This window comes from Granulicella cerasi (assembly GCF_025685575.1).
Taxonomy (GTDB): domain Bacteria; phylum Acidobacteriota; class Terriglobia; order Terriglobales; family Acidobacteriaceae; genus Granulicella; species Granulicella cerasi.
In genome coordinates this window covers 1,071,936-1,089,613 of sequence record NZ_JAGSYD010000001.1, presented here as the reverse complement: position 1 = coordinate 1,089,613, position 17,678 = coordinate 1,071,936, and the positions used below count along the sequence as shown (strand labels likewise).

General features: G+C 60.6%; 20 protein-coding genes and 1 tRNA gene. 11 read left to right on the top strand and 10 right to left on the bottom strand.

Features of this window, described 5'->3' with window-relative positions; translation table 11 throughout:
- The first annotated feature begins 32 nt into the window (after nt 1–32).
- The 6 genes from gcvH (at nt 33) to OHL11_RS04410 (ending at nt 3,173) form a co-directional block, all read left to right on the top strand.
- Nucleotides 33–422 (top strand): glycine cleavage system protein GcvH, encoded by a 390-nt coding sequence (gcvH, locus tag OHL11_RS04435; protein ID WP_263370263.1) that lies wholly within the window; start codon nt 33–35, stop codon nt 420–422.
- A 100-nt stretch (nt 423–522) separates the two neighbouring features.
- Entirely contained in the window at nt 523–1,878 is a 1,356-nt protein-coding gene (gene gcvPA, locus OHL11_RS04430) for an aminomethyl-transferring glycine dehydrogenase subunit GcvPA (RefSeq protein ID WP_263370262.1), read from the top strand.
- Nucleotides 1,879–1,881: 3 nt separating this feature from the next.
- Entirely contained in the window at nt 1,882–2,388 is a 507-nt protein-coding gene (locus tag OHL11_RS04425; RefSeq protein WP_263370261.1) for a hypothetical protein, read from the top strand.
- The gene (locus OHL11_RS04420) at nt 2,389–2,733 is read left to right on the top strand and encodes a hypothetical protein (RefSeq protein WP_263370260.1); all 345 of its coding nucleotides are present in this window, start codon (nt 2,389–2,391) and stop codon (nt 2,731–2,733) included.
- The gene (locus tag OHL11_RS04415) at nt 2,734–2,961 is read left to right on the top strand and encodes a hypothetical protein (protein WP_263370259.1); all 228 of its coding nucleotides are present in this window, start codon (nt 2,734–2,736) and stop codon (nt 2,959–2,961) included. It begins immediately after the preceding gene.
- Nucleotides 2,958–3,173 carry a hypothetical protein gene (locus OHL11_RS04410; protein WP_263370258.1) on the top strand — a complete coding sequence of 72 codons (216 nt, stop codon included), beginning with the start codon at nt 2,958–2,960 and terminating at the stop codon, nt 3,171–3,173. Before OHL11_RS04415 ends, OHL11_RS04410 begins: the two co-directional genes overlap by 4 nt.
- A gap of 165 nt (nt 3,174–3,338) precedes the next feature.
- On the opposite strand, the gene OHL11_RS04405 is transcribed toward OHL11_RS04410, so the two are convergent.
- A complete protein-coding gene (locus tag OHL11_RS04405) occupies nt 3,339–4,655 on the bottom strand; it encodes a protein kinase family protein (RefSeq protein ID WP_263370257.1) in 1,317 nt (438 codons plus the stop codon).
- A gap of 347 nt (nt 4,656–5,002) precedes the next feature.
- On the opposite strand from OHL11_RS04405, the gene gcvPB reads away from it, so the two are divergent.
- Entirely contained in the window at nt 5,003–6,547 is a 1,545-nt protein-coding gene (gcvPB, locus tag OHL11_RS04400; protein WP_263370256.1) for an aminomethyl-transferring glycine dehydrogenase subunit GcvPB, read from the top strand.
- Between the two features lie 72 nt (nt 6,548–6,619).
- Here gcvPB and OHL11_RS04395 read toward each other — a convergent pair whose 3' ends face one another.
- Nucleotides 6,620–7,216, bottom strand: a complete 597-nt coding sequence (locus OHL11_RS04395) for a DUF2911 domain-containing protein (protein ID WP_263370255.1) — start codon at nt 7,214–7,216, stop codon at nt 6,620–6,622.
- A gap of 89 nt (nt 7,217–7,305) precedes the next feature.
- On the opposite strand from OHL11_RS04395, the gene OHL11_RS04390 reads away from it, so the two are divergent.
- Nucleotides 7,306–7,382, top strand: a tRNA-Arg gene (locus OHL11_RS04390).
- A 66-nt stretch (nt 7,383–7,448) separates the two neighbouring features.
- Here the strand turns inward: OHL11_RS04390 and OHL11_RS04385 are convergent.
- The 4 genes from OHL11_RS04385 to OHL11_RS04370 all read right to left on the bottom strand — a co-directional run bounded on the left by OHL11_RS04385 (nt 7,449) and on the right by OHL11_RS04370 (nt 11,805).
- Nucleotides 7,449–8,705 (bottom strand): HupE/UreJ family protein, encoded by a 1,257-nt coding sequence (locus tag OHL11_RS04385; protein WP_263370254.1) that lies wholly within the window; start codon nt 8,703–8,705, stop codon nt 7,449–7,451.
- 6 nt (nt 8,706–8,711) lie between these two features.
- Nucleotides 8,712–9,299, bottom strand: coding sequence for a hypothetical protein (locus tag OHL11_RS04380; RefSeq protein WP_263370253.1), 588 nt, complete (start codon nt 9,297–9,299; stop codon nt 8,712–8,714).
- Complete coding sequence (locus tag OHL11_RS04375; protein WP_263370252.1) at nt 9,283–10,953, bottom strand: DUF3500 domain-containing protein; 1,671 nt, start codon at nt 10,951–10,953, stop codon at nt 9,283–9,285. The genes OHL11_RS04380 and OHL11_RS04375 overlap by 17 nt, the downstream gene beginning before the upstream one ends.
- 93 nt (nt 10,954–11,046) lie before the next feature.
- Entirely contained in the window at nt 11,047–11,805 is a 759-nt protein-coding gene (locus OHL11_RS04370; RefSeq protein WP_263370251.1) for a polysaccharide deacetylase family protein, read from the bottom strand.
- Between the two features lie 143 nt (nt 11,806–11,948).
- Here OHL11_RS04370 and OHL11_RS04365 point away from each other — a divergent pair, with 143 nt between their 5' ends.
- Both OHL11_RS04365 and OHL11_RS04360 read left to right on the top strand, forming a co-directional pair.
- On the top strand, nt 11,949–12,611 hold the full coding sequence (locus OHL11_RS04365) for a hypothetical protein (protein WP_263370250.1): 663 nt from the start codon (nt 11,949–11,951) through the stop codon (nt 12,609–12,611).
- A 5-nt stretch (nt 12,612–12,616) separates the two neighbouring features.
- Nucleotides 12,617–13,651, top strand: a complete 1,035-nt coding sequence (locus OHL11_RS04360; protein WP_263370249.1) for a YihY/virulence factor BrkB family protein — start codon at nt 12,617–12,619, stop codon at nt 13,649–13,651.
- A gap of 29 nt (nt 13,652–13,680) precedes the next feature.
- Here the strand turns inward: OHL11_RS04360 and OHL11_RS04355 are convergent, their stop codons facing one another.
- Genes OHL11_RS04355 through OHL11_RS04345 form a run of 3 tightly spaced genes read right to left on the bottom strand, consistent with a single transcriptional unit; the run spans nt 13,681 to nt 14,747 of the window.
- Nucleotides 13,681–14,235 (bottom strand): hypothetical protein, encoded by a 555-nt coding sequence (locus OHL11_RS04355; RefSeq protein WP_263370248.1) that lies wholly within the window; start codon nt 14,233–14,235, stop codon nt 13,681–13,683.
- Between the two features lie 7 nt (nt 14,236–14,242).
- Nucleotides 14,243–14,482: a hypothetical protein gene (locus tag OHL11_RS04350; protein ID WP_263370247.1), complete on the bottom strand. Its 240-nt coding sequence runs from the start codon at nt 14,480–14,482 to the stop codon at nt 14,243–14,245.
- A complete protein-coding gene (locus OHL11_RS04345) occupies nt 14,469–14,747 on the bottom strand; it encodes a BrnT family toxin (RefSeq protein WP_263370246.1) in 279 nt (92 codons plus the stop codon). The genes OHL11_RS04350 and OHL11_RS04345 overlap by 14 nt, the downstream gene beginning before the upstream one ends.
- A 106-nt stretch (nt 14,748–14,853) precedes the next feature.
- On the opposite strand from OHL11_RS04345, the gene OHL11_RS04340 reads away from it, so the two are divergent.
- Nucleotides 14,854–16,326 carry a tetratricopeptide repeat protein gene (locus OHL11_RS04340; RefSeq protein ID WP_263370245.1) on the top strand — a complete coding sequence of 491 codons (1,473 nt, stop codon included), beginning with the start codon at nt 14,854–14,856 and terminating at the stop codon, nt 16,324–16,326.
- 371 nt (nt 16,327–16,697) lie between these two features.
- Here OHL11_RS04340 and OHL11_RS04335 read toward each other — a convergent pair whose 3' ends face one another.
- Entirely contained in the window at nt 16,698–17,651 is a 954-nt protein-coding gene (locus OHL11_RS04335) for a putative phage abortive infection protein (RefSeq protein ID WP_263370244.1), read from the bottom strand.
- Nucleotides 17,652–17,678: the final 27 nt, after the last annotated feature.

Below are 17,678 nucleotides of genomic sequence, written 5' to 3'. Positions count from 1 at the left end.
CGCACCCCATGCGTCCGCATACAATTAGCCCTATGAGCTATCCCGCTAACTATCGCTTCGCCAAATCGCACGAATGGCTCTCGCTCGAGGGCGAGAACGGAACCGTCGGCATCACCGACTACGCGCAGAGCTCGCTCGGCGATATCGTCTTCGTCGAACTGCCCAAGGTGGGTCAGCAGGTGGAAGCCGGTTCGACCTTTGGCTCGGTCGAGAGCGTCAAGGCGGTCAGCGATCTGTACGCACCCGTCAGCGGCACCGTCACCGAGGTGAACGAAGCGCTGAATGACGCGCCCGAGACCATCAACTCCGACGCGAACAACGTTTGGCTCATCAAGCTCGCCGTCACCAACACCGACGAAGCCAACGCGCTGCTCAGCGCCGAGGATTACGAAAAGTTCGTCGCCGAAGAGACCGGCCACTAAGTTTCTAATGCTGCACAGCACAAGCGGTGGTCCTTCCACCGCTTTGTGCTGAAGGCTCCGATTCACGCACGACCGACTCAAAGAAGAACTGGAACACTCCATGCGTTACTTGCCGAAATCTCCAGCCGACCGCGTTGAAATGCTCGACGCCATCGGCGTGCCGAACGTCGATAGCCTCTTTGAGAGCGTGCCCGCGGAGTACCGCCTTACGCGCGACCTCAACATCCCGCGCCAGCACTCCGAGAGCGAAGTGCTCGACCGCTTCAAGGCCTTCGCGGCGAACATCGCCAGCGGCGAGATCGCCGAAGCCAAGCCCGCGAAGCAGTATGCGAGCTTCCTCGGCGCAGGCGCGTACCGCCACTATCGCCCGGTCGTCATCGACTCGCTCGTGCAGCGCGGCGAGTTCCTCACCAGCTACACGCCGTACCAGCCCGAGATCGCGCAGGGCACGCTGCAGGCCACCTTCGAGTTCCAGACGATGATCTGCGAGCTCACCGGCATGGAGATCGCCAACGCGTCGATGTACGACGGCTCGACCGGCTGCGCTGAGGCTGTGATGATGGCCGTCCGCATCACCGGCCGCTCGAGCGCCATCGTCGCGCGCACCGTACACCCGGAGTATCGCGAAGTCCTGCGCACGACCGTGCAGCACCAGGGTATCCCGGTGAGCGAAGTCGAGTACATGCGCGAGTCCGGCGCGGTTGATCTCGCTGCACTCGACGCAGCGATCAACGACGACACCGCCTGCGTCCTCATCCAGAGCCCGAACTTCTTCGGCACCATCGAAGACGTGAAGGCGATCGCCGAGATCGCGCACAAGAAGGGCGCGCTGCTCATCGTTTCGATCGCTGAAGCGCTCTCGCTCGGTATCGTTCAGCCGCCCGTGGACGCCGACATCGTCTCGCTCGAAGCGCAGAGCTTCGGCGTGGCCGTCGGCTTCGGCGGACCGTACTGCGGCGTGCTCGCATGCAAGGAAAAGTTCCTGCGCCAGATGCCCGGCCGCCTCTGCGGTGAGACGAAGGACGTTAACGGCAAGCGCGGCTTCGTGCTCACGCTCTCCACGCGCGAGCAGCACATCCGCCGCGAGAAGGCGACCTCGAACATCTGCACCAACCAGGCGCTCGTCTCGCTGATGGTCACCGTGTACCTCACGGTCTACGGCAAGCAGGGTCTGCGCGACCTCGCCGAACAGAACCTCGCCAAGGCCGCGTACCTGCACTCTGCACTCGAGAAGGCCGGAGCGAAGAAGCTCTTCACCGGCCCGAGCTTCAACGAGTTCGCCGTGTCGCTCCCTGCCTCCGCGGAAGCCACGAACGCGAAGCTGCTCGACAGCCAGATCATCGGCGGCCTCTCGCTCTCGCAGTGGTATCCCGAACTCGGCGAGGGCGCATCGCTCTGGTGCGCCACTGAATTGACGACAAAGGCCCAGATGGATGCCGTAACTGAGGCTCTGTAAGAAATGATGAAAACGCCTGTGCTGATGCTCGCGCTAGCCACCTCTGCGCTGGCTCACGCACAGGCGAAGTCTTCAGTTAAAGTGAAGCTGAACGGCGAAACAATACTCTTGCTTGGAACTACAACGCATCGAGTGATGGTCAAAGTCCACACGCATGAAGCGAAGGCGCCAGAAGGGACTGACCTTTACGAACTCCAACGCAACTCGCCATGCACGGCGAGCAGAATCCCTTGTGTTCTCACCGACTCGCTTGAGCTTTCGGTCAATGGTCATCCAGTATGGACGCAATATTCAGCCTATGCAGACCTTGGCGATATGGGGCAACTCACGCTAAGCCGCTCTGGCAGCGACTACCTGCTAACGATCACTGGTGGCGACGCAGCCGGAAGCTATATCGCTAAACTTAGATTCAACCAATCGCGCGTGCTGAGCCGCGTGGTCGCTCCCGGCGAAGACTCCACACAGCCTTCGGAACGGACGTACTATTACAACTCCAAGAGGTTTGAGTAAATGGACATCAGCGCACTCGAAGGACAAGAACTGACCGCCGTTGAATTCGTCAGCGACTACCTGCGTCTGCGCTTCGATGGTCCCATGCTCACGCTCTACTCGTGGCCGCACCTGTTGTTGTCGGACTTCTCTCTCGCCTACGGCGAGCCGGAGTACCGCAACGGCATCTGCGCGCAGATCGGCGAGATGGTCGCGAAGGCTTCGCTCGAAGAGTTCGAGGCGCTGACCGTGGAGTTCGAGTCCGGCACCGTGATCGCGCTCAGCCTCCGCGAAGAAGACCTCGACGGCCCCGAAGCGGGAAGTTACTCCGAAGACGGTTCCGACAACGCCACGGAAGAGTTCTAGATGCCTTCCGCTCCGCGCCCGAAAGTCACACGCGAGTTCCGCAACTACATGCTGAAGAGCGCGCTGCTCGTCTTCGGCGGACTCGTCATCGTGCTGATGGTGCTGGTGAAGTCCGTGCCGGAGAAGGTCTTCGCCATCAGCGCGCTCGTGCTGATTCCCTGCACGGCCCTGGTGTTCAATCTGCAAATACGCCGCGCGTACGCGAAGCAGCAGCGAGCCAAGCGATGACTCCCGTGATCAAAGCCACGCTACGCCTTTATGGCCTGCTCTTTCTGAGCGGAGCGGTCTTTTCCATCTGGGTCGCATCGATGTATCTGCCACACGGGAATCCGTGGCAGCGCGCCTGCGAAGGCATCTGCGCCGCCATCATGTTTCTTGCCGCAGTGCAGACCTACCGCCGCCGCAAAGCACGCGAACGGCAGCAGGACAAGACGCTTTAGGGACGCAGGGTTTCGATGCCGCGTCACGCCCCATCCGTACGCGGCGTGACGCGGACGGGTGGGAGCCGCAGGTGCATACCCGCCTCAAACCCTCGGTCTCCGCCAACTTCTCTGGAAACCCAGGTCTCAAGATCGAGACCTGGGGCACCCGTTCGTGCAGACTGCCTAGAAGTTGCGCATGAAGGTATCGCGCGGCATGCCGGAGCGACGTGCGCGCTGCAGCAGAGCCTTCGCCTCCGGCTCGCTCATCACTCCGCCCAGAGCCACGTAGTACGGTGCATGTCCGCTGGGGCTGAAGACCTGCGGCGACAAACCCGCGTGCTTCGCAGCAAGGCTATCGGCCTTCGCCTGAGCCTGCCCGGCGTGGTTGTAGGTGAACGCCACCACATGCCAGCCATGCGCCACCACCTTTGGCGCAACTGGCGCGGCCATCGGCTGCGGAGCCGCACGCTGCGCGACCACAGGAGCCGCCGCCACCGGTGCCGCAGCTTCTGCCTCAGGCTTCGGCTTGCTCGAAACCATGCGCCACACCGCGATGATTGCCAACAGGAACACCACAGCACAGCCGGCGATCATCAACAGACGTTTGCTCTGATCCTGCTTCGCCTCCGCGTTGCGGCGCGACGACAGATCGTTGCGAGGGCGGAAGTTCCGCGCCTGCTCCTGCGGCTTCTCTTCGGCTACAGCAGCCGCAGCCACAGGCGTCTGCACCGGCGCTGCCGCTACGGGTGGGGTGGTCACGGGAGGCTTCGCCGTCGCCTCCGTCGGCGCAGCCGCAACCGGCTTTGGAGCCTCTTCGCGCCCCAGCATCGTGTCGATCTGGTCCAGCGTCAGCGTGCCTTCGATCGCTCCCGGCACCACGCGATACAGCGGCTCTGGCAAGCGCACCAGCGGATGCCACTCCGACTCCAGCGTCATGCAGCGCAGCAGTAACTTGCCGAGATCATGCACATCCTTGCGACGCTTCTCCGCGCAACCTTCCGCGGTCAAAAACTCCTGGTCGGCCACGCACTCGCGAACGCAGTCGCTGCGCAGCTTCACGACCTCACCCACGGCATACACATTCGCCGGCTCGATATGCTCATGCACCATGCCGCTTCCATGCAGCGCGCGCAGGGCCTCGGTCACCGCCCGCGCCACCTGCAAGCCCTCCGCTGCCGTCAGCGGACGCTCCTTCAGCACGTCCTCAAGGTTCGCGTCGTCAGACTCCATCAGCGCATAGGTCAGCGAGACCCCATCGAACGCCGTCTTGCCCGTGCGCTCGATACCGATCAAGTGCTCCTGCTTGAGCGTCGCCACCTTCTGCCAGCGGCCAAGCTGCTCCTCCTCATCGAAGTGCGCTTCAGTCAGACGCATCACCGCCTGCTGGCCTTTGCTGTCCGCTGCCGAGAAGAAGCCGTTGCGGCCTTCCGAGCGCAGCAGCTTGCCGAGCGTGTAGTCGCCGTTGACGACCTTGCCTTCAAAGTCCGTCCATAGATGCATGGGGGTAAGCTCCAAATTGAAATGGGTTAACGAAGAGACGCCCGAGAGGGAGCACGCACGGCGCAGTCACTTCGGCGGAGGCAGACGGTTGCCTGAACCAGTGAATTACCTCGTGTGGCGAAAATCTTGTGAAGGCTCCGTGGAAATCCGCAGGTGAACAAGGATCGTTACTCAGGCACACGCAAAATTCCCATGATCGCGTGAAAACGAATTGAAGAGCGGTGTTCGCACAAGCCTTCCGCTTCCCGCTCCGCGACTGCGTAAAAACCGCTGCCAGATATGAGAAGCTGAGAGTAGCGTCTGCGTAGTTGAGGCACGGCCTGTGCGCATCGCAAGGAGCTTTCTGCATGTCGGAGAAATTCGTCGGCACACCGCGCAAGGTGTCCACGCACGTCAATCAGAACGAAGACCTGATCTTCGAGAAGTCGTCCCCCGGCAAGAAGGCGTATCGCCTCGCCGAGCTCGACGTTCCCGCCGTCGATGCGGCCTCCCTGCTCGGCGAGCACACACGCAAAGACCTCGGCGTGATGCCGGAGTTGAGCGAGATCGAGATCATCCGCCACTTCACGCGCCTCTCCACGTGGAACTACGCGATCGACCTCGGCATGTACCCGCTCGGCTCCTGCACGATGAAGTACAACCCGCGCATCAACGAGCTGGTCTCGCGTCTTGAAGGCTTGGCCGAAGCGCATCCGTATCAGCCGGAGTCGCTCTCGCAGGGCGCGCTCGGCATCATGAAGCTGCTCTCCGAGTGCCTCATCGAGATCACCGGCATGGACGCGATCACGCTGCAGCCCGCAGCCGGCGCGCACGGTGAGTTCACCGGCATCCTGTTGGCCAAGGCCTTCCACACCGCGAACGGCAACCCGCGCAAGAAGATCCTCATCCCCGACTCGGCTCATGGCACCAACCCTGCGACCGCTGCGGTTTGCGGCTACCAGGTTGCCAATCTGAAGTCGAACGCCAAGGGCATGGTCGATCTGGCCGAGCTCGAGAAAGCCGTTGATGAAGACGTCGCCGCGCTGATGCTCACAAACCCGTCGACCATCGGCGTCTTCGAGTCCGACATCCACAAGATCGCCGACATTCTGCACGCGAAGGGCGCGCTGCTCTACATGGACGGCGCGAACATGAACGCGCTCTGCGGCAAGACGCGTCCTGGCGACTTCGGCGCCGACGTGATGCACCTGAACCTGCACAAGACCTTCTCTACCCCGCACGGTGGTGGTGGCCCGGGCTCGGGTCCTGTCGCCTGCAAGAAGATCCTTGAGCCGTTCCTGCCGACGCCGGTGGTGGTCGAGCGCGAGAATGGCCTGCTTGGCCTCGAGTACAACCGCCCGCAGACCGTCGGCCGCGTGCGTGCGTGGTACGGCAACTTCGGCATGTTCATCCGCGCGCTGGCGTACATCCTCGCCAACGGGCCGGACGGCCTGCGCCAGACCACCGAAGATGCTGTGCTCAACGCGAACTACCTTCGCGCCAAGCTCAAGCACCTCTTCGATCTGCCCTTCGACGCGCCCTCGATGCACGAAGTCGTCTTCAGCGACAAGCGCCAGACGAAGAACGGCGTGAAGACCGGCGACATGGGCAAGCGTCTCATCGACTACGGCTTCCACGCCTACACGGTAAGCTTCCCGCTCGTCGTCCCGGGCGCGATGATGATCGAGCCGACCGAGTCGGAGTCGAAGGAGGAGCTCGACCTGCTCGTCGATGCGCTGGAGCAGATCGCCAGGGAAGCGGACGAGAACCCGGAGATCGTGAAGACGGCTCCGCACACCACGCGCCTGCAGCGTCTGGACGAAACCACCGCCGCCCGCAAGCCCGTGCTGCGCTGGAAGGCTCCCGCCGCGGCAACGCCGCTCACCCCGGATAGCGCCGCGAAGGAGTGGTAGTCCACGATCGCATCGCAACAAAAAGAGCGGAGGGCCTGGGCCCTCCGCTCTTTTTACGTCTGTAGCGAAAGCTTACTTCGCAACGACCGGCACGTAGACGTCGGTGTTTTCCCAACGCATGTGCAGTTCGGCCTTCTTACCCTTGCTGTGCTCAAAGCTGAGCGTCATGGTCTCCTGCAGCTTCGGCAGCGCGGTAAACATCATCGGCGTGCGGCCAAAGTCCTGCTTTTCGTCGTACACCGTTCCCCACTGCTTCGTCTGCTTGTTCACGATGAGCTGCCAGGGCGTACCTGCAGCTGCCGGCAACGCGTAAAGCGTATAGGTTCCGGCCGGAACCGTCAGATCGCCGATCTTCAGTTCGCTATCCGTGGTGAGCGTGGTCGCAGCATTCGCACCGAAGCGCCACACCTTGCCATAAGGCACCAGGCCGCCCATAACCGTGCGGCAACGAACGCTGGGCGCGTTATACGTGATGCTGACCTTCTTGCCGCCGAGCGTGACCTCAGCCGTAGCAGCAGGCGAAGCCAGCGGCTTACCGGCCATCGACTTGCCGTGGTCCGGCACCAGCGCGTTAGGACAGGGCTTAGCGTCCTGCGCATGGACGGCCGTCGTAACGGCGAGCGCAGAGGAGATAAAGGCGATAGCGAGACGAGAGAAACGGACGTTCATGCAGACTCCTGTGAGGGACATGCTACGCTAAAGGCAAGACGCGTGGCATTGGATTCTTGCAAATGCCAGGCTCTTCGATCGATCATCGTGCGCCCGTAGCTCAGCTGGATAGAGCGGCAGCCTCCGAAGCTGTAGGTCAGAAGTTCGAATCTTCTCGGGCGCACCATCCTCACCTTTTCCTACAGACATCCTTCGACTGCTTGAACGGAGAGCCGTTGTGCTCGTTCAAAATCTAACTCCGGGTGAGAGGAAGGCGACGTGTGCCGTAGAGGAGCACCGAAGCACCAAACAGCGACAATGCAAACCATGGCGCCTCCTGCGCAAGCGCGTTCACCACGCGATCTACGCCGAGAGTGCGAAGGCTGACGCGTTCGATCATCCATCCGACGGACACCAGCAATGCAAACGCCGCGCCTGCACAGCGGAACGCGGTGTAGAAGCGAGTCCGGCTTAAAAGCACAAGCGAAGGAAGGATGCAGAGGATCACGAGAATCTGCATCGCTTCAATGCCGAGGTTGAACGCCAACAGCGCCAGCCCACGGTCCCATCCGCGCAACCCGAGATCTGCAAGGGTCGTTGCAAAAGCGAGGCCGTGTATCCATCCGAAGCCCGCGGCGATGAAGGCCTCACGCCCTGGGAACAATGGGCGCAGGGCGTGAATCGCTGAGACGAAAATGCTCAACGCAATCAGCGCTTCGATCGGCCGCTCGGGAACATGCAGCACGTTGAATGTGGCAAGCGCGAGCGTGCATGAGTGTCCTACCGTAAAGGCCGTTGCGATGGCGACGATGCGCCATACACTGCGCGAGGAAGCAACAGGGCCGCTCCATCTTCGCCCAGCAAACGCCAGCGGTGCGGGCAACAACAACACCATCAGAAACAGCAGATGGTCCGTTCCCTCAGCGATGTGTCGTGTGCCCAGACGAAAGACGCTGGTGAAGCCTTTCATCCAACTGCCCGTGCCGAGGTCCACGTCCGCTCGCGGCTCGCGGCCATTCAGAATGCTCACGAGATTCGGATCGCTCGCAAACGTACTTCCTTGCCAATCCGATCGCACCGTGACGAGGATGGCGTGTGATGGCAGCTTGTCCGTAATGATGTGGTCTTCGATCTGGAAGCGCCGCGAGCTTTGATCAGCCGCAGCGTACGACGTCATGTGCATGACTACGTACGGCGCGCCATCCACGCTCTGCCATTCCGGCGTCGAAGGGGCACCCAGTGTCCAGAGCCGGCCCCGCTCATCGCGCAGCATGATGTTCATCACGCAGTAGCGTTGAATCTCCGCGGCGTGCGCCTGCAGATTTTCGGCGCTGAGCTGCAAGCCAAGCGCCTCTCCCAGACGGCTCGGCGGCAGTTGAAGCTCGATGTGCACCTCTCGGCCCTGCACGTCGAGCAACACCGATGACTGATACATCGAGTGCGCCAATACACGCGCAGGCATCATCATGATGCAGAGCAGCAGGCCGAGAATGGTGATGCTTCGTTGCATCCGCGGTTACCGCTTCATCCTGTCTACGTCCTGCGAAAGCTTGGTGTAGCGGATCATGCCGAGCAGCACAGGATCCGTCGCCGCGATCGGATGCTGCTTGTCGCTGCGGATAGAAATCAGCACGACGTGCGTCACGATCTCGTGCGCGATGACGTCGTAGTTCAGCTTGAAATGATCAACGCTTGCACCCTTCGGTGGCAGGAACATCAAGTGCACCACCAGGTACGGCGCGCCCTCCACGGTCTGAATCGACTGGTCCAGAAACTGTACGGTGAAGGGCCGACCATCCTCTGTGACTGGATGCACATGTGCCAACACATAATTGCGCAGCGCATCGCTCTCTACAGCGAAGTGTGATGCGTCCACCGTCTGCTTGAACGAGATTGAAAGCCTGTCTACAGGCAGTTGCAGCTCGGCCCCCACGCGATTGCCGTCAAAGTCCAGCAGCACCGCTGTCTGATACATCGAGTGCGCTCCGGCGACCGCAGCATAGAGCAGCAGCAATGCGATACAGAGCACGGACAAGCACCATCGCGGCACACGCATCAACGCACGTCGAACAGCGGCCAACATCGCGTTAGAAGTCGCCGCCATAGTCCGCAGTCTTATCGCGCCAGAGTGAGTGATAGTGGATCGCGTTCTGGAAGACGATGCCGTTCTGCACCACAAACTCAACCCACACCCGAGGTCCATCGACGCGGATGTAATCGCCCTGCGTCGTGAACGCTCCTGTGCCCGAATAGCCCACGTACGTTTGCGCGAGCGCAGAGTCGCTCTCGTACAACGCGAGCAGCGTGGAAGCAGTTGTGCTGTTCTGATCATTCACCCAGGCTTCGATAAAGGTTTTCACCAAGGCCTGCTGTGCCGTGCTCAGCGAGGAGTACAAAACTCCTCGACCGCTCGTGGGATATGTCTGCGGATAGTTGGTGTCATGCCCGGTGCTGCTGTTCACGCCCATCACAACGTCATCGAAGGTGCCTGAAAGCTTCGCAGAGCTGTTGCTCGTCAACGTTTGCCCGAGGTTGTACGCTGCAGCGCGCTGCGTCTCCAGGACTTTGTACGTCACGCCGCTCACGGTAAAGGACGGCGGCTCCACGCCCAGGAAGAAGGGCGTCGCGCTGAGGTAGTTACCGTTGTAGGTCGCATTCAGCGCGTAGTGATGACCACCGATCTGCAACTGCCATGCAGAAGTCGTAGACGGTGTGCCGAGGAACGCGATGTAGTACAGCCCTGAACCATAAGAGCTCGTGCCGCCACCGTTCGACGCAAGGTAATCATCCGCAATGCGCACGTTGAGGAACTGCGTGTAGCCGTCGGACGACAAGACCGCTTGTGCCAGTGCAAGCGCCGCGCTCAGTTGCGTGGAAGAAAGCGTGCTGAACTTCAGACCATTGCGCGATATGTTGCTCGTCGGCAGGTTCGACCACACCTCTGCATTCGCAAGCGTGTAAGAAAGCACCACGCTCGACTGCTGTGTCGTGCTCAACGTGGCGTAGAACGCCTGCGCCAGACATACGATGAGCGGCGTGCCCGTATAGCTGGAGCAGCTCGTCGAAGTGCTGGAGCTGATCGTCACGGAGAGCGCACTCGATGTGCTTGAAGCGTACGTCGTATCGCCCGCATAGGTCGCGGTGATGCTATGGGTGCCCGCCGCCAGCGCCGAAGTGCTCAACGTCGTGCTGCCTGAGCTCAATGTCGACGAGCCAAGCGAGGTGGTGCCATCGTAGAACGTGACGGTACCCGTCGCTGCGCTGGGAGATACCGCAGCCGTAAACGTGATCGCCGTGCCGTACGTAGCCGAAGTCGTTGTTGCACTCAGCGTCGTGGTGGTCGCCGTCGTAGCCGCGGAGGTGATCGTCACCGAGACCGTACTCGACGTGCTGCCAGAGTAAGCCGAGCTTCCACCGTAGATTGCCGTCAACGAATGCGTGCCGACCGCGAGCGTACTGGTAGACAGGCTCGCCGCTCCGGAACTCACTGCTACAGAACCCAGCGAGGTCGAGCCGTCGTAGAAGATGATGCTACCCGTAGCGCCACTCGGCGCGACGGTTGCTGTCAGCGTGATCGCCGTGCCATAGCTCGCTGCTGTGGCGGACGACGTGAGCGTCGTGGTGGTCGTGCCACTCGTGCTGGCGGTGCTTCCACTTCCACCCGAACCACAGCCGACGATGCCCACCCAGGCAACAATGGTGGCGATCAAAAGGCTGAGTACAGACGCACGGGATCGACGGCTCGTGGAAGGATACATGGCTGCTCCAAATGCAACGTAGTAAACGTTTTTTACGTTTCTTTGGACGCGGCGCGTTTGCAGCGAGGTTACGCCTCACCGCCTATCTTTGGATCAGGAACTTACCCACTCATCGACACCGACGAAGCGTTTGCCCTGCGCTGGCAAGGTCTCCAGCAACATCCGTACCGCAGCAAGTGTTGCTGAGCGGTCCGCCGCCTGCTGCACGTCGTAGCCATCGTGCAGCAACAGGTTGCTGCCGCGACGATGCTTCTCCGCGCGACGCATACCGCGGCCCAGGTTCTTCACGATTTGCTCGCTGCTGATATGCAGCCAGTCCTGCCCCATCGCGTTCCACTGCACCGTCGCCATGCCGAGCTCCTGTGCAGTGCGCAGAACCACCGGACGACGAGCGCCATGTGGCGGACGGAACACCGTAATCGGAGCACCGATCGCATCCTCCAACATCGCGTTGCAGCCGCGCAGCTCCTCACGGACACGCGCGGAGCTCTGCCAGGCAAGCCACGGATGCGTCACCGTGTGATTGCCGACAAGATGGCCAGCATCGTGGACGCGCCGGGCCAGCATCTTCTCCTCACGCGCGAAGCGACCGATCATGAAGAAGGTCGCACGCACACGATGCTCCGCCAGCAGATCGAGCAGTGCAGGTGTCATCGCGGTGTTGGGGCCATCATCAAAAGTCAGCGCAACTTCAGCGGGATCATAACCAGCAACGACCGTACGACCGAAGAGCTGCGACTCCGGACGCAAGGTGGCGTCCGCGAGAATGTAAGCCGTGCCCAACACGGCCGCACCAGCAATGGTGGCCGACGCGAAGGTGCCGGATGCGGAACTGGCGAGAGCAGAAATCATGCAACTCCTAGTATGAAACATCGCGCGGGAGCAACGGCGAAAGACTGCAAAGCCATCAGAACGAACAGGCAACAACGAGGCGGACTATGCGACTGCGATTGGCTTCTGTTTTTCTTATCACTTTTAGCACGGTGGCACCGTGCATGCTCGCGCAGCAATACAGTAACGCGTCGGCGACGGATTCGGCGGCCCAGGCGAGTCCCACCACTGCGCCGAAGGTGCTTCCTGCAGCCACGGACGCCAGCGCCCCCGCAAGTCCGGCTCTGGGTGCGATGCCCTCCCTCGGCAACGGCATGAGCTTCCCCGCAGGAACGAGCTTCCACGTAAAGCTGCTGAAGCCTGTCGACTCAGGAAGCCTGAAGAACGGCCAGGATGTTCCGGCCAAGCTATCGATGATGGTGCGTGCAAAGAACGGCACGGCGCTCGCCGCGGGAACACCCGTGATGCTGAACGTTGTGGGAACCGTTCCGGCGGGCAAGATCAATGCAGTGGGTGAGCTCTCGCTGACCGTCGTTCGCGTCGGCAAGACCGATGTCGTGACGGAGACGAAGACCTTCCGTGGCAAACCCGGTTCCCGCGAGGTGGGCGATGCGAATCCTGCGCTGGGCACCAACGCAGGTATGCCTGCAGGCGCGGAACTGACCTTCCGCACGGCAGGTACAGCGGTTGCGGCGAACGAAAAACCGAGCGCTAACGGCGTCACGCCGGGCAGCGTCGATGGCGTGGCCGTGGGATCGCAGCCTGCAACCGGACCGAAGAGCAACAGTGGACAGCCGACCTACGGCGCGCCGACGGAGCAGCACTAGACCTCATGGATTCCACCAACATCACCTTCCGCAACCAGCATGACCATCGGCCTGACGACGCCTGGGCGGCGAAGGTCTGGGAGACCGTGTCTCACTCACCGCTGCGCAATCTGTGGGACCTCGAAGGGCTTTCCCTGAAGGACGTCTTTACGCGCACCGGCAAGTCGTTCCTGAACGACAACCTGCTCTCGCGCGCCGCCGAGCTTGGCTACTACTTCCTCTTCGCTCTGTTTCCAACGCTCATCAGCGCCAGCTCCATCCTCGGGCTGGCAGCGCAACACGCCTCGCAGATTTACGTGCAGTTGCTGAATTATCTAGCTCTGATCGTGCCTCCCTCCGCCTACGAGATGGTCATCGACACCTTCAAGCAGACAACGGCTGCCTCCACCGGGGGCAAGGTGGTGCTGGGCATCGTCGCTGCGCTGTGGTCGGCTTCGGTAGGGTTCTCCGCCATTCAGGACGGCATGAACACGGTCTACAAGGTGAAGGAGACGCGGCCCTATTGGAAGGCTCGCGGCTCGGCAATGCTGGTCACACTGCTGCTCAGCCTACTGGTAACGCTGATGCTCGCCGTGCTCCTCGGCGCCGACATCGGCGGCAAGGCGTCGTTGCATCACTTCAGCGTCCATCGCTGGGTCGGATACCTGCTCTTCGGGCTCATCCACATCACGACGTGGGTGGTGACAATCTCCCTGCTGATCCTGCTGTTCAGCACGATCTACTACTTCGCCCCTGACCTGAAAGCGAAGCGCTGGCACTGGCTGACCCCGGGCTCGGCGATCGGGATCCTCACGTGGATCGTGGCCTCGATCGGACTCAGGGTCTACCTGCACTACTTCAACACCTACACGGTCACCTACGGCTCGCTGGGTGCGGTGATCATCCTGCTGACGTGGTTCTACGTCACCGGACTGACGCTGCTGCTCGGCGCCGAGGTGAACTCCGAGGTGCAGGCTGCGGTGGTGGAACGGCTGCTCCGTGAGGAGATGGCCCCCTCCCCCGCCGAGGCTGTCGCAAAGTCTTCGAGCGACGCGGCTTAGCGTCGAGCCACGGTATACCTGAGTCCGAACTACTCGGCTTGCCGCGCCTTCTGCGCGTCCGCGCGCTGATGGCGCAGGAGAACGAGGTAGGTCACGTTGTCCCACGCGTTGTGGATGCCCACGACAAGCAGCAACAGCAGCGCAAACGCCATCGCGAACAGCGGCGTTTCGCGCGCCTTGTCACTCAGACCCGCCGCCGACACCATGATCGCCGCGTAGCCCGCCCCTGGCAGCAGCGAGTGAAAGCACCAGTCCTCGAAGACCGGCTTGTAGCCTGCCTGCCGACGCATCCTCTGCGTTACGTGCCCGACATACCCCAACCCAGCCACTCCACCCAGCACCCACAGCCCGCGCGCCGCCAGCATATGCCCGCCCCACGGCATGGCAAAGCTGGCCGCAAAGAGCAGCGCCGCGCTGAAGTGCACGATGGTCGGCGTGGCAAAGGCATTGGCGGTCTCAATCTCATGCGCCTCAACGGGCATGTCCGCAATGAGCGCCATGACGACAAACTGCAACCCCGTCAGCGCACCCGCCGCGCCGCCAACGATGACGTAGAAGTTCTGCCAATCCACAAATGGGTTCATCTGCTAGTTAGGATGCGCGACGAGCAGTTCGATCAGCAATCTCTTTCAGCGTTCGCAGGGCCCGATTCACTGACTCCGAGTCAGGAAAGGTCTCGAGCAGATCGGGCGCGATCAGCACAACGTTCGTGCCTTCCTGCGCGCGGCTGAAGTACTTGCCGCGAACACCCCTTGCAGGATCGAGCTTGCGCGGCTCCAGCGGATCAGCTTCCACCACATCGGGTTCAGGAGCGTCGTTATGGCTGTTCATAGGCGTCTCGTTCGGGCTTCTCGGCCAAGCGTGCGCCGATGAGCCGGATGTTGCCATCGGACTCCAGATGCGAGATGAAGAGGAGTCGCTGTCTGGATGATAGTCCAATCGTGATCCAGCGGTCTTCCTCTTCCGAGTGGACTTCATCGGCGAACGTGACTGCAAGAGGATCATGAAAGACGGTCATCGCCTCACTGAAGCTAACACCATGCTTCACGAGATTACTTGCAGCCTTCCGTGGGTCAAACTCAAAAGATAGACGCATGGAGTTGGGTACATACTAGCGCTGGATCTAGTGCCAGGCAAAGACCATTCCTCTCTTGTGTGATTCGCTCCTAATTCATCGGCTTCAGAATGTCATAATCTCAGTCATGAGCTTTTGGGATATTGTCACTGACCACGACCCGGAGATGATGCCACCCTCGGATAAATCAGCGGCAGCTCAAACGGCTGCCGGCATCACTGGTGCCGCACTGGCAGTTGCCGCCACTGCGGTAGCAGCTCTGTACGCACCATCATCGTTATCGACTCTAGGGCGCAGCATTTCTATAGGAGGTCGTGCTGCATCAAATTCCCTACGCTCAGGGATGGATGCACGCGATCAAGTTACGGAGCAAAATGAGCGTAATGCTGCACGACGCCGAGAGCTAGGATTGCGATTTCTAGAGAGAGCCTCTGAGCGCAACCCCGACAACTTAGTAATTCTCTGCCGATTGGCGCGAGCGCGATTTGCAAACGGTCAGGCAAATGGAGCGCTAAAAGCATCCGAAACAGCCTATTCAAAAGATCCATCAAATATCGAAGCGCGGCTCCTAACTGCCTATTTCTCACTAGCCCTTTCTCAAAATGAACGAGCACGTGCGCTCCTATCTTCGATCGATCATGTAAGGGCAGAAGGGTGGCTACTAGCAGGGCTCGCAGATCGCTTACCTAAGCCTTCTTTTTCAGAGCTTGAGGAAAAGGTGTGGCGCTGGATCACGGAGAACGATCCCAACAACGCTATCGCTTGGCAAAGGCGCGGCTACTTTTATGAAGCGAAGAATAGGCTGGCAGATGCCACGGAGCATTACGAACGTGCTTCAATAATCGATGGAACCATGCCTCGGCCATGGGAAACTGCGTTCTCAAATGCAACGCGGGCTATGGAGGAGGGACGGGGAGATGACGCTCGCGCGCTATACAACCGAGCAAGATCATTTAAACCCTTATGGGTTGATCCGATCCTTCAGCTCGGCATATTGTCTGTGCGAGAGTCAAAAACTGACGAAGCAATCAGCTTGTTCATTACGGCGACAAAGTTTGAGCCTGAAAACGGTCGAGCTTTTTTATTGCTTGGAAACACATATAAATCCAAGAACGAGCTAGCAGCGGCACGAGAAGCGTGGAACAAAGCTTTCGAGCTAAATACTGAACTGCCGGTCCCGTGGGTACTCCAAGCAAACGAAGCAAAATCGCGCATTGCAGCCAGAGACTATGATGGCGCACGCCAACAATTAGACGAAGCGGATAAATCTTGGAGCGGGTGGAGGAAAACTGCCGATCTTCGCGCGGCATTAGAGCGAAAGATCGAGGCGGAGAACGCGGAGAAGCTCGGCGATCAAGCGATCCTGCAAAGACAATACGACGTAGCGCTCAAGCACTGGCAAGAAGCGATCGCATTAGACTCGACGTCGTGCTCTCCGATGCTGAAGATCGGCGCTGTCGTTGCAGACCGAGGTGATCTTAGTGAAGCCCTGCCGTTCTTCCAACGTGCTTCCGACTTAGGCGACGCGCGCGCCGCATCAGCACTCCAGCTATGCCGTATTTATTACGACTTCGTTCCTGAACTAGGACCACAAGTTTAACCCGAAGGATTTTTACTCGATGAATACCGAATACCACGTACGCCAAGCGAAGAAATTCCGCAATGCTGCTATCTGGATTGCCCTCGTTGGGCTTGTCCTCTTCCCATTTGGCGGCGTCGGAATTCTGCCCTTAATCATCTCTCTGGTTTGCGCTGTTGCCTCGCGTGGACATCGCGTCAAAGCACAAGCGTCTACTCGGCTAGAGAGCGCATATGCGCCACAAATGCAGCCTGCCTCTATACATGCACAACACATGCAGCAGAAATCGACATCGAGACGAGCCTGCCCATCCTGTCTTCAGCCTGAACAGGAAATTGGCGGGATGTGCAACATCTGCGGCTGCCTCGTTTAAGCATGCAGATTCGCCGCCCTTAATCCTTGTCCTGCCACTCGAAGTAATCCTTGTCGAACATCGCTTCGACGTTGAGTTCGGTGTCTTTGTCGAAGAAGTTCATGGGCAGGTTGCGGACGAGTTTGTAGCGGGTGATGAAGCGGCGCTTCCACCAGGTGGCGCCTAATGGGCACATGCTGTTCAACAGCAGCAGGGCCTGCTCGTGCGTGGAGAACTGCGCGCGCACCGTGCGGACGTAGTCGTACTTGTCCACGCTCGCGTCCTGCTCGTCGACGAAGTTCACCAGTTGGTACAGGTGCCGGTAGTAGTGGCCGAGGCGCGACTGGTGGCCGCGGAAGGGTTCGAAGTCGAACTCGCGCTGGCGGCGGATCTCCTGCTTGATGGCCGGGTCGCCGAGGGTGTGCTCGATCTCTTCGATGAGGGCGAGGTCGAAGTGCTGCTTGAGCGCCATGGTGAGCGTGCGCGAGGAGCTGGGGCCGACTCCGTAGAAGAAGCAGTAATACGCGATGTGGATGATCTGCCGCTGGGTGAGCGACCGGCCCTGGTCGCGGGCGATCAGCTGGATGTACGGGATGGCGCTGCGGAGCTCGCGCACCATGAGCACGAAGACACGGCGGCCGCGGTTGCCGTGCCAGATGATCTGGTTGGCGTTTTCGCGGTGAATCTCCAGCATCACAAAGTACTTGTTGGCGAAGCCCTGCTGCACGACGGAGGCGCGCTGTTGGCGCAGCGTGTAGACCAGCAGCACGATGCTGATGAGCGAGAAGATGGGGCCGAAGAAGCCGGAGGAGAACTCGCCGAGTTTGGCGGCGAAGTCGGGCGCGAGTGGGATCCAGTGGCGGACGGCGGGGACGAAGAAGACGCCGAAGACGGCTCCGGCGCCGATGACGAGCAGCAGCGCCTCCACCACAGGCTCGAGGTTGGAGAGCGAAAAGCTATGTCGCTCGCCGGACGATTTTGACTTGCCCCACATGCTATGCGGCGATTCTAGTGGAGCGTG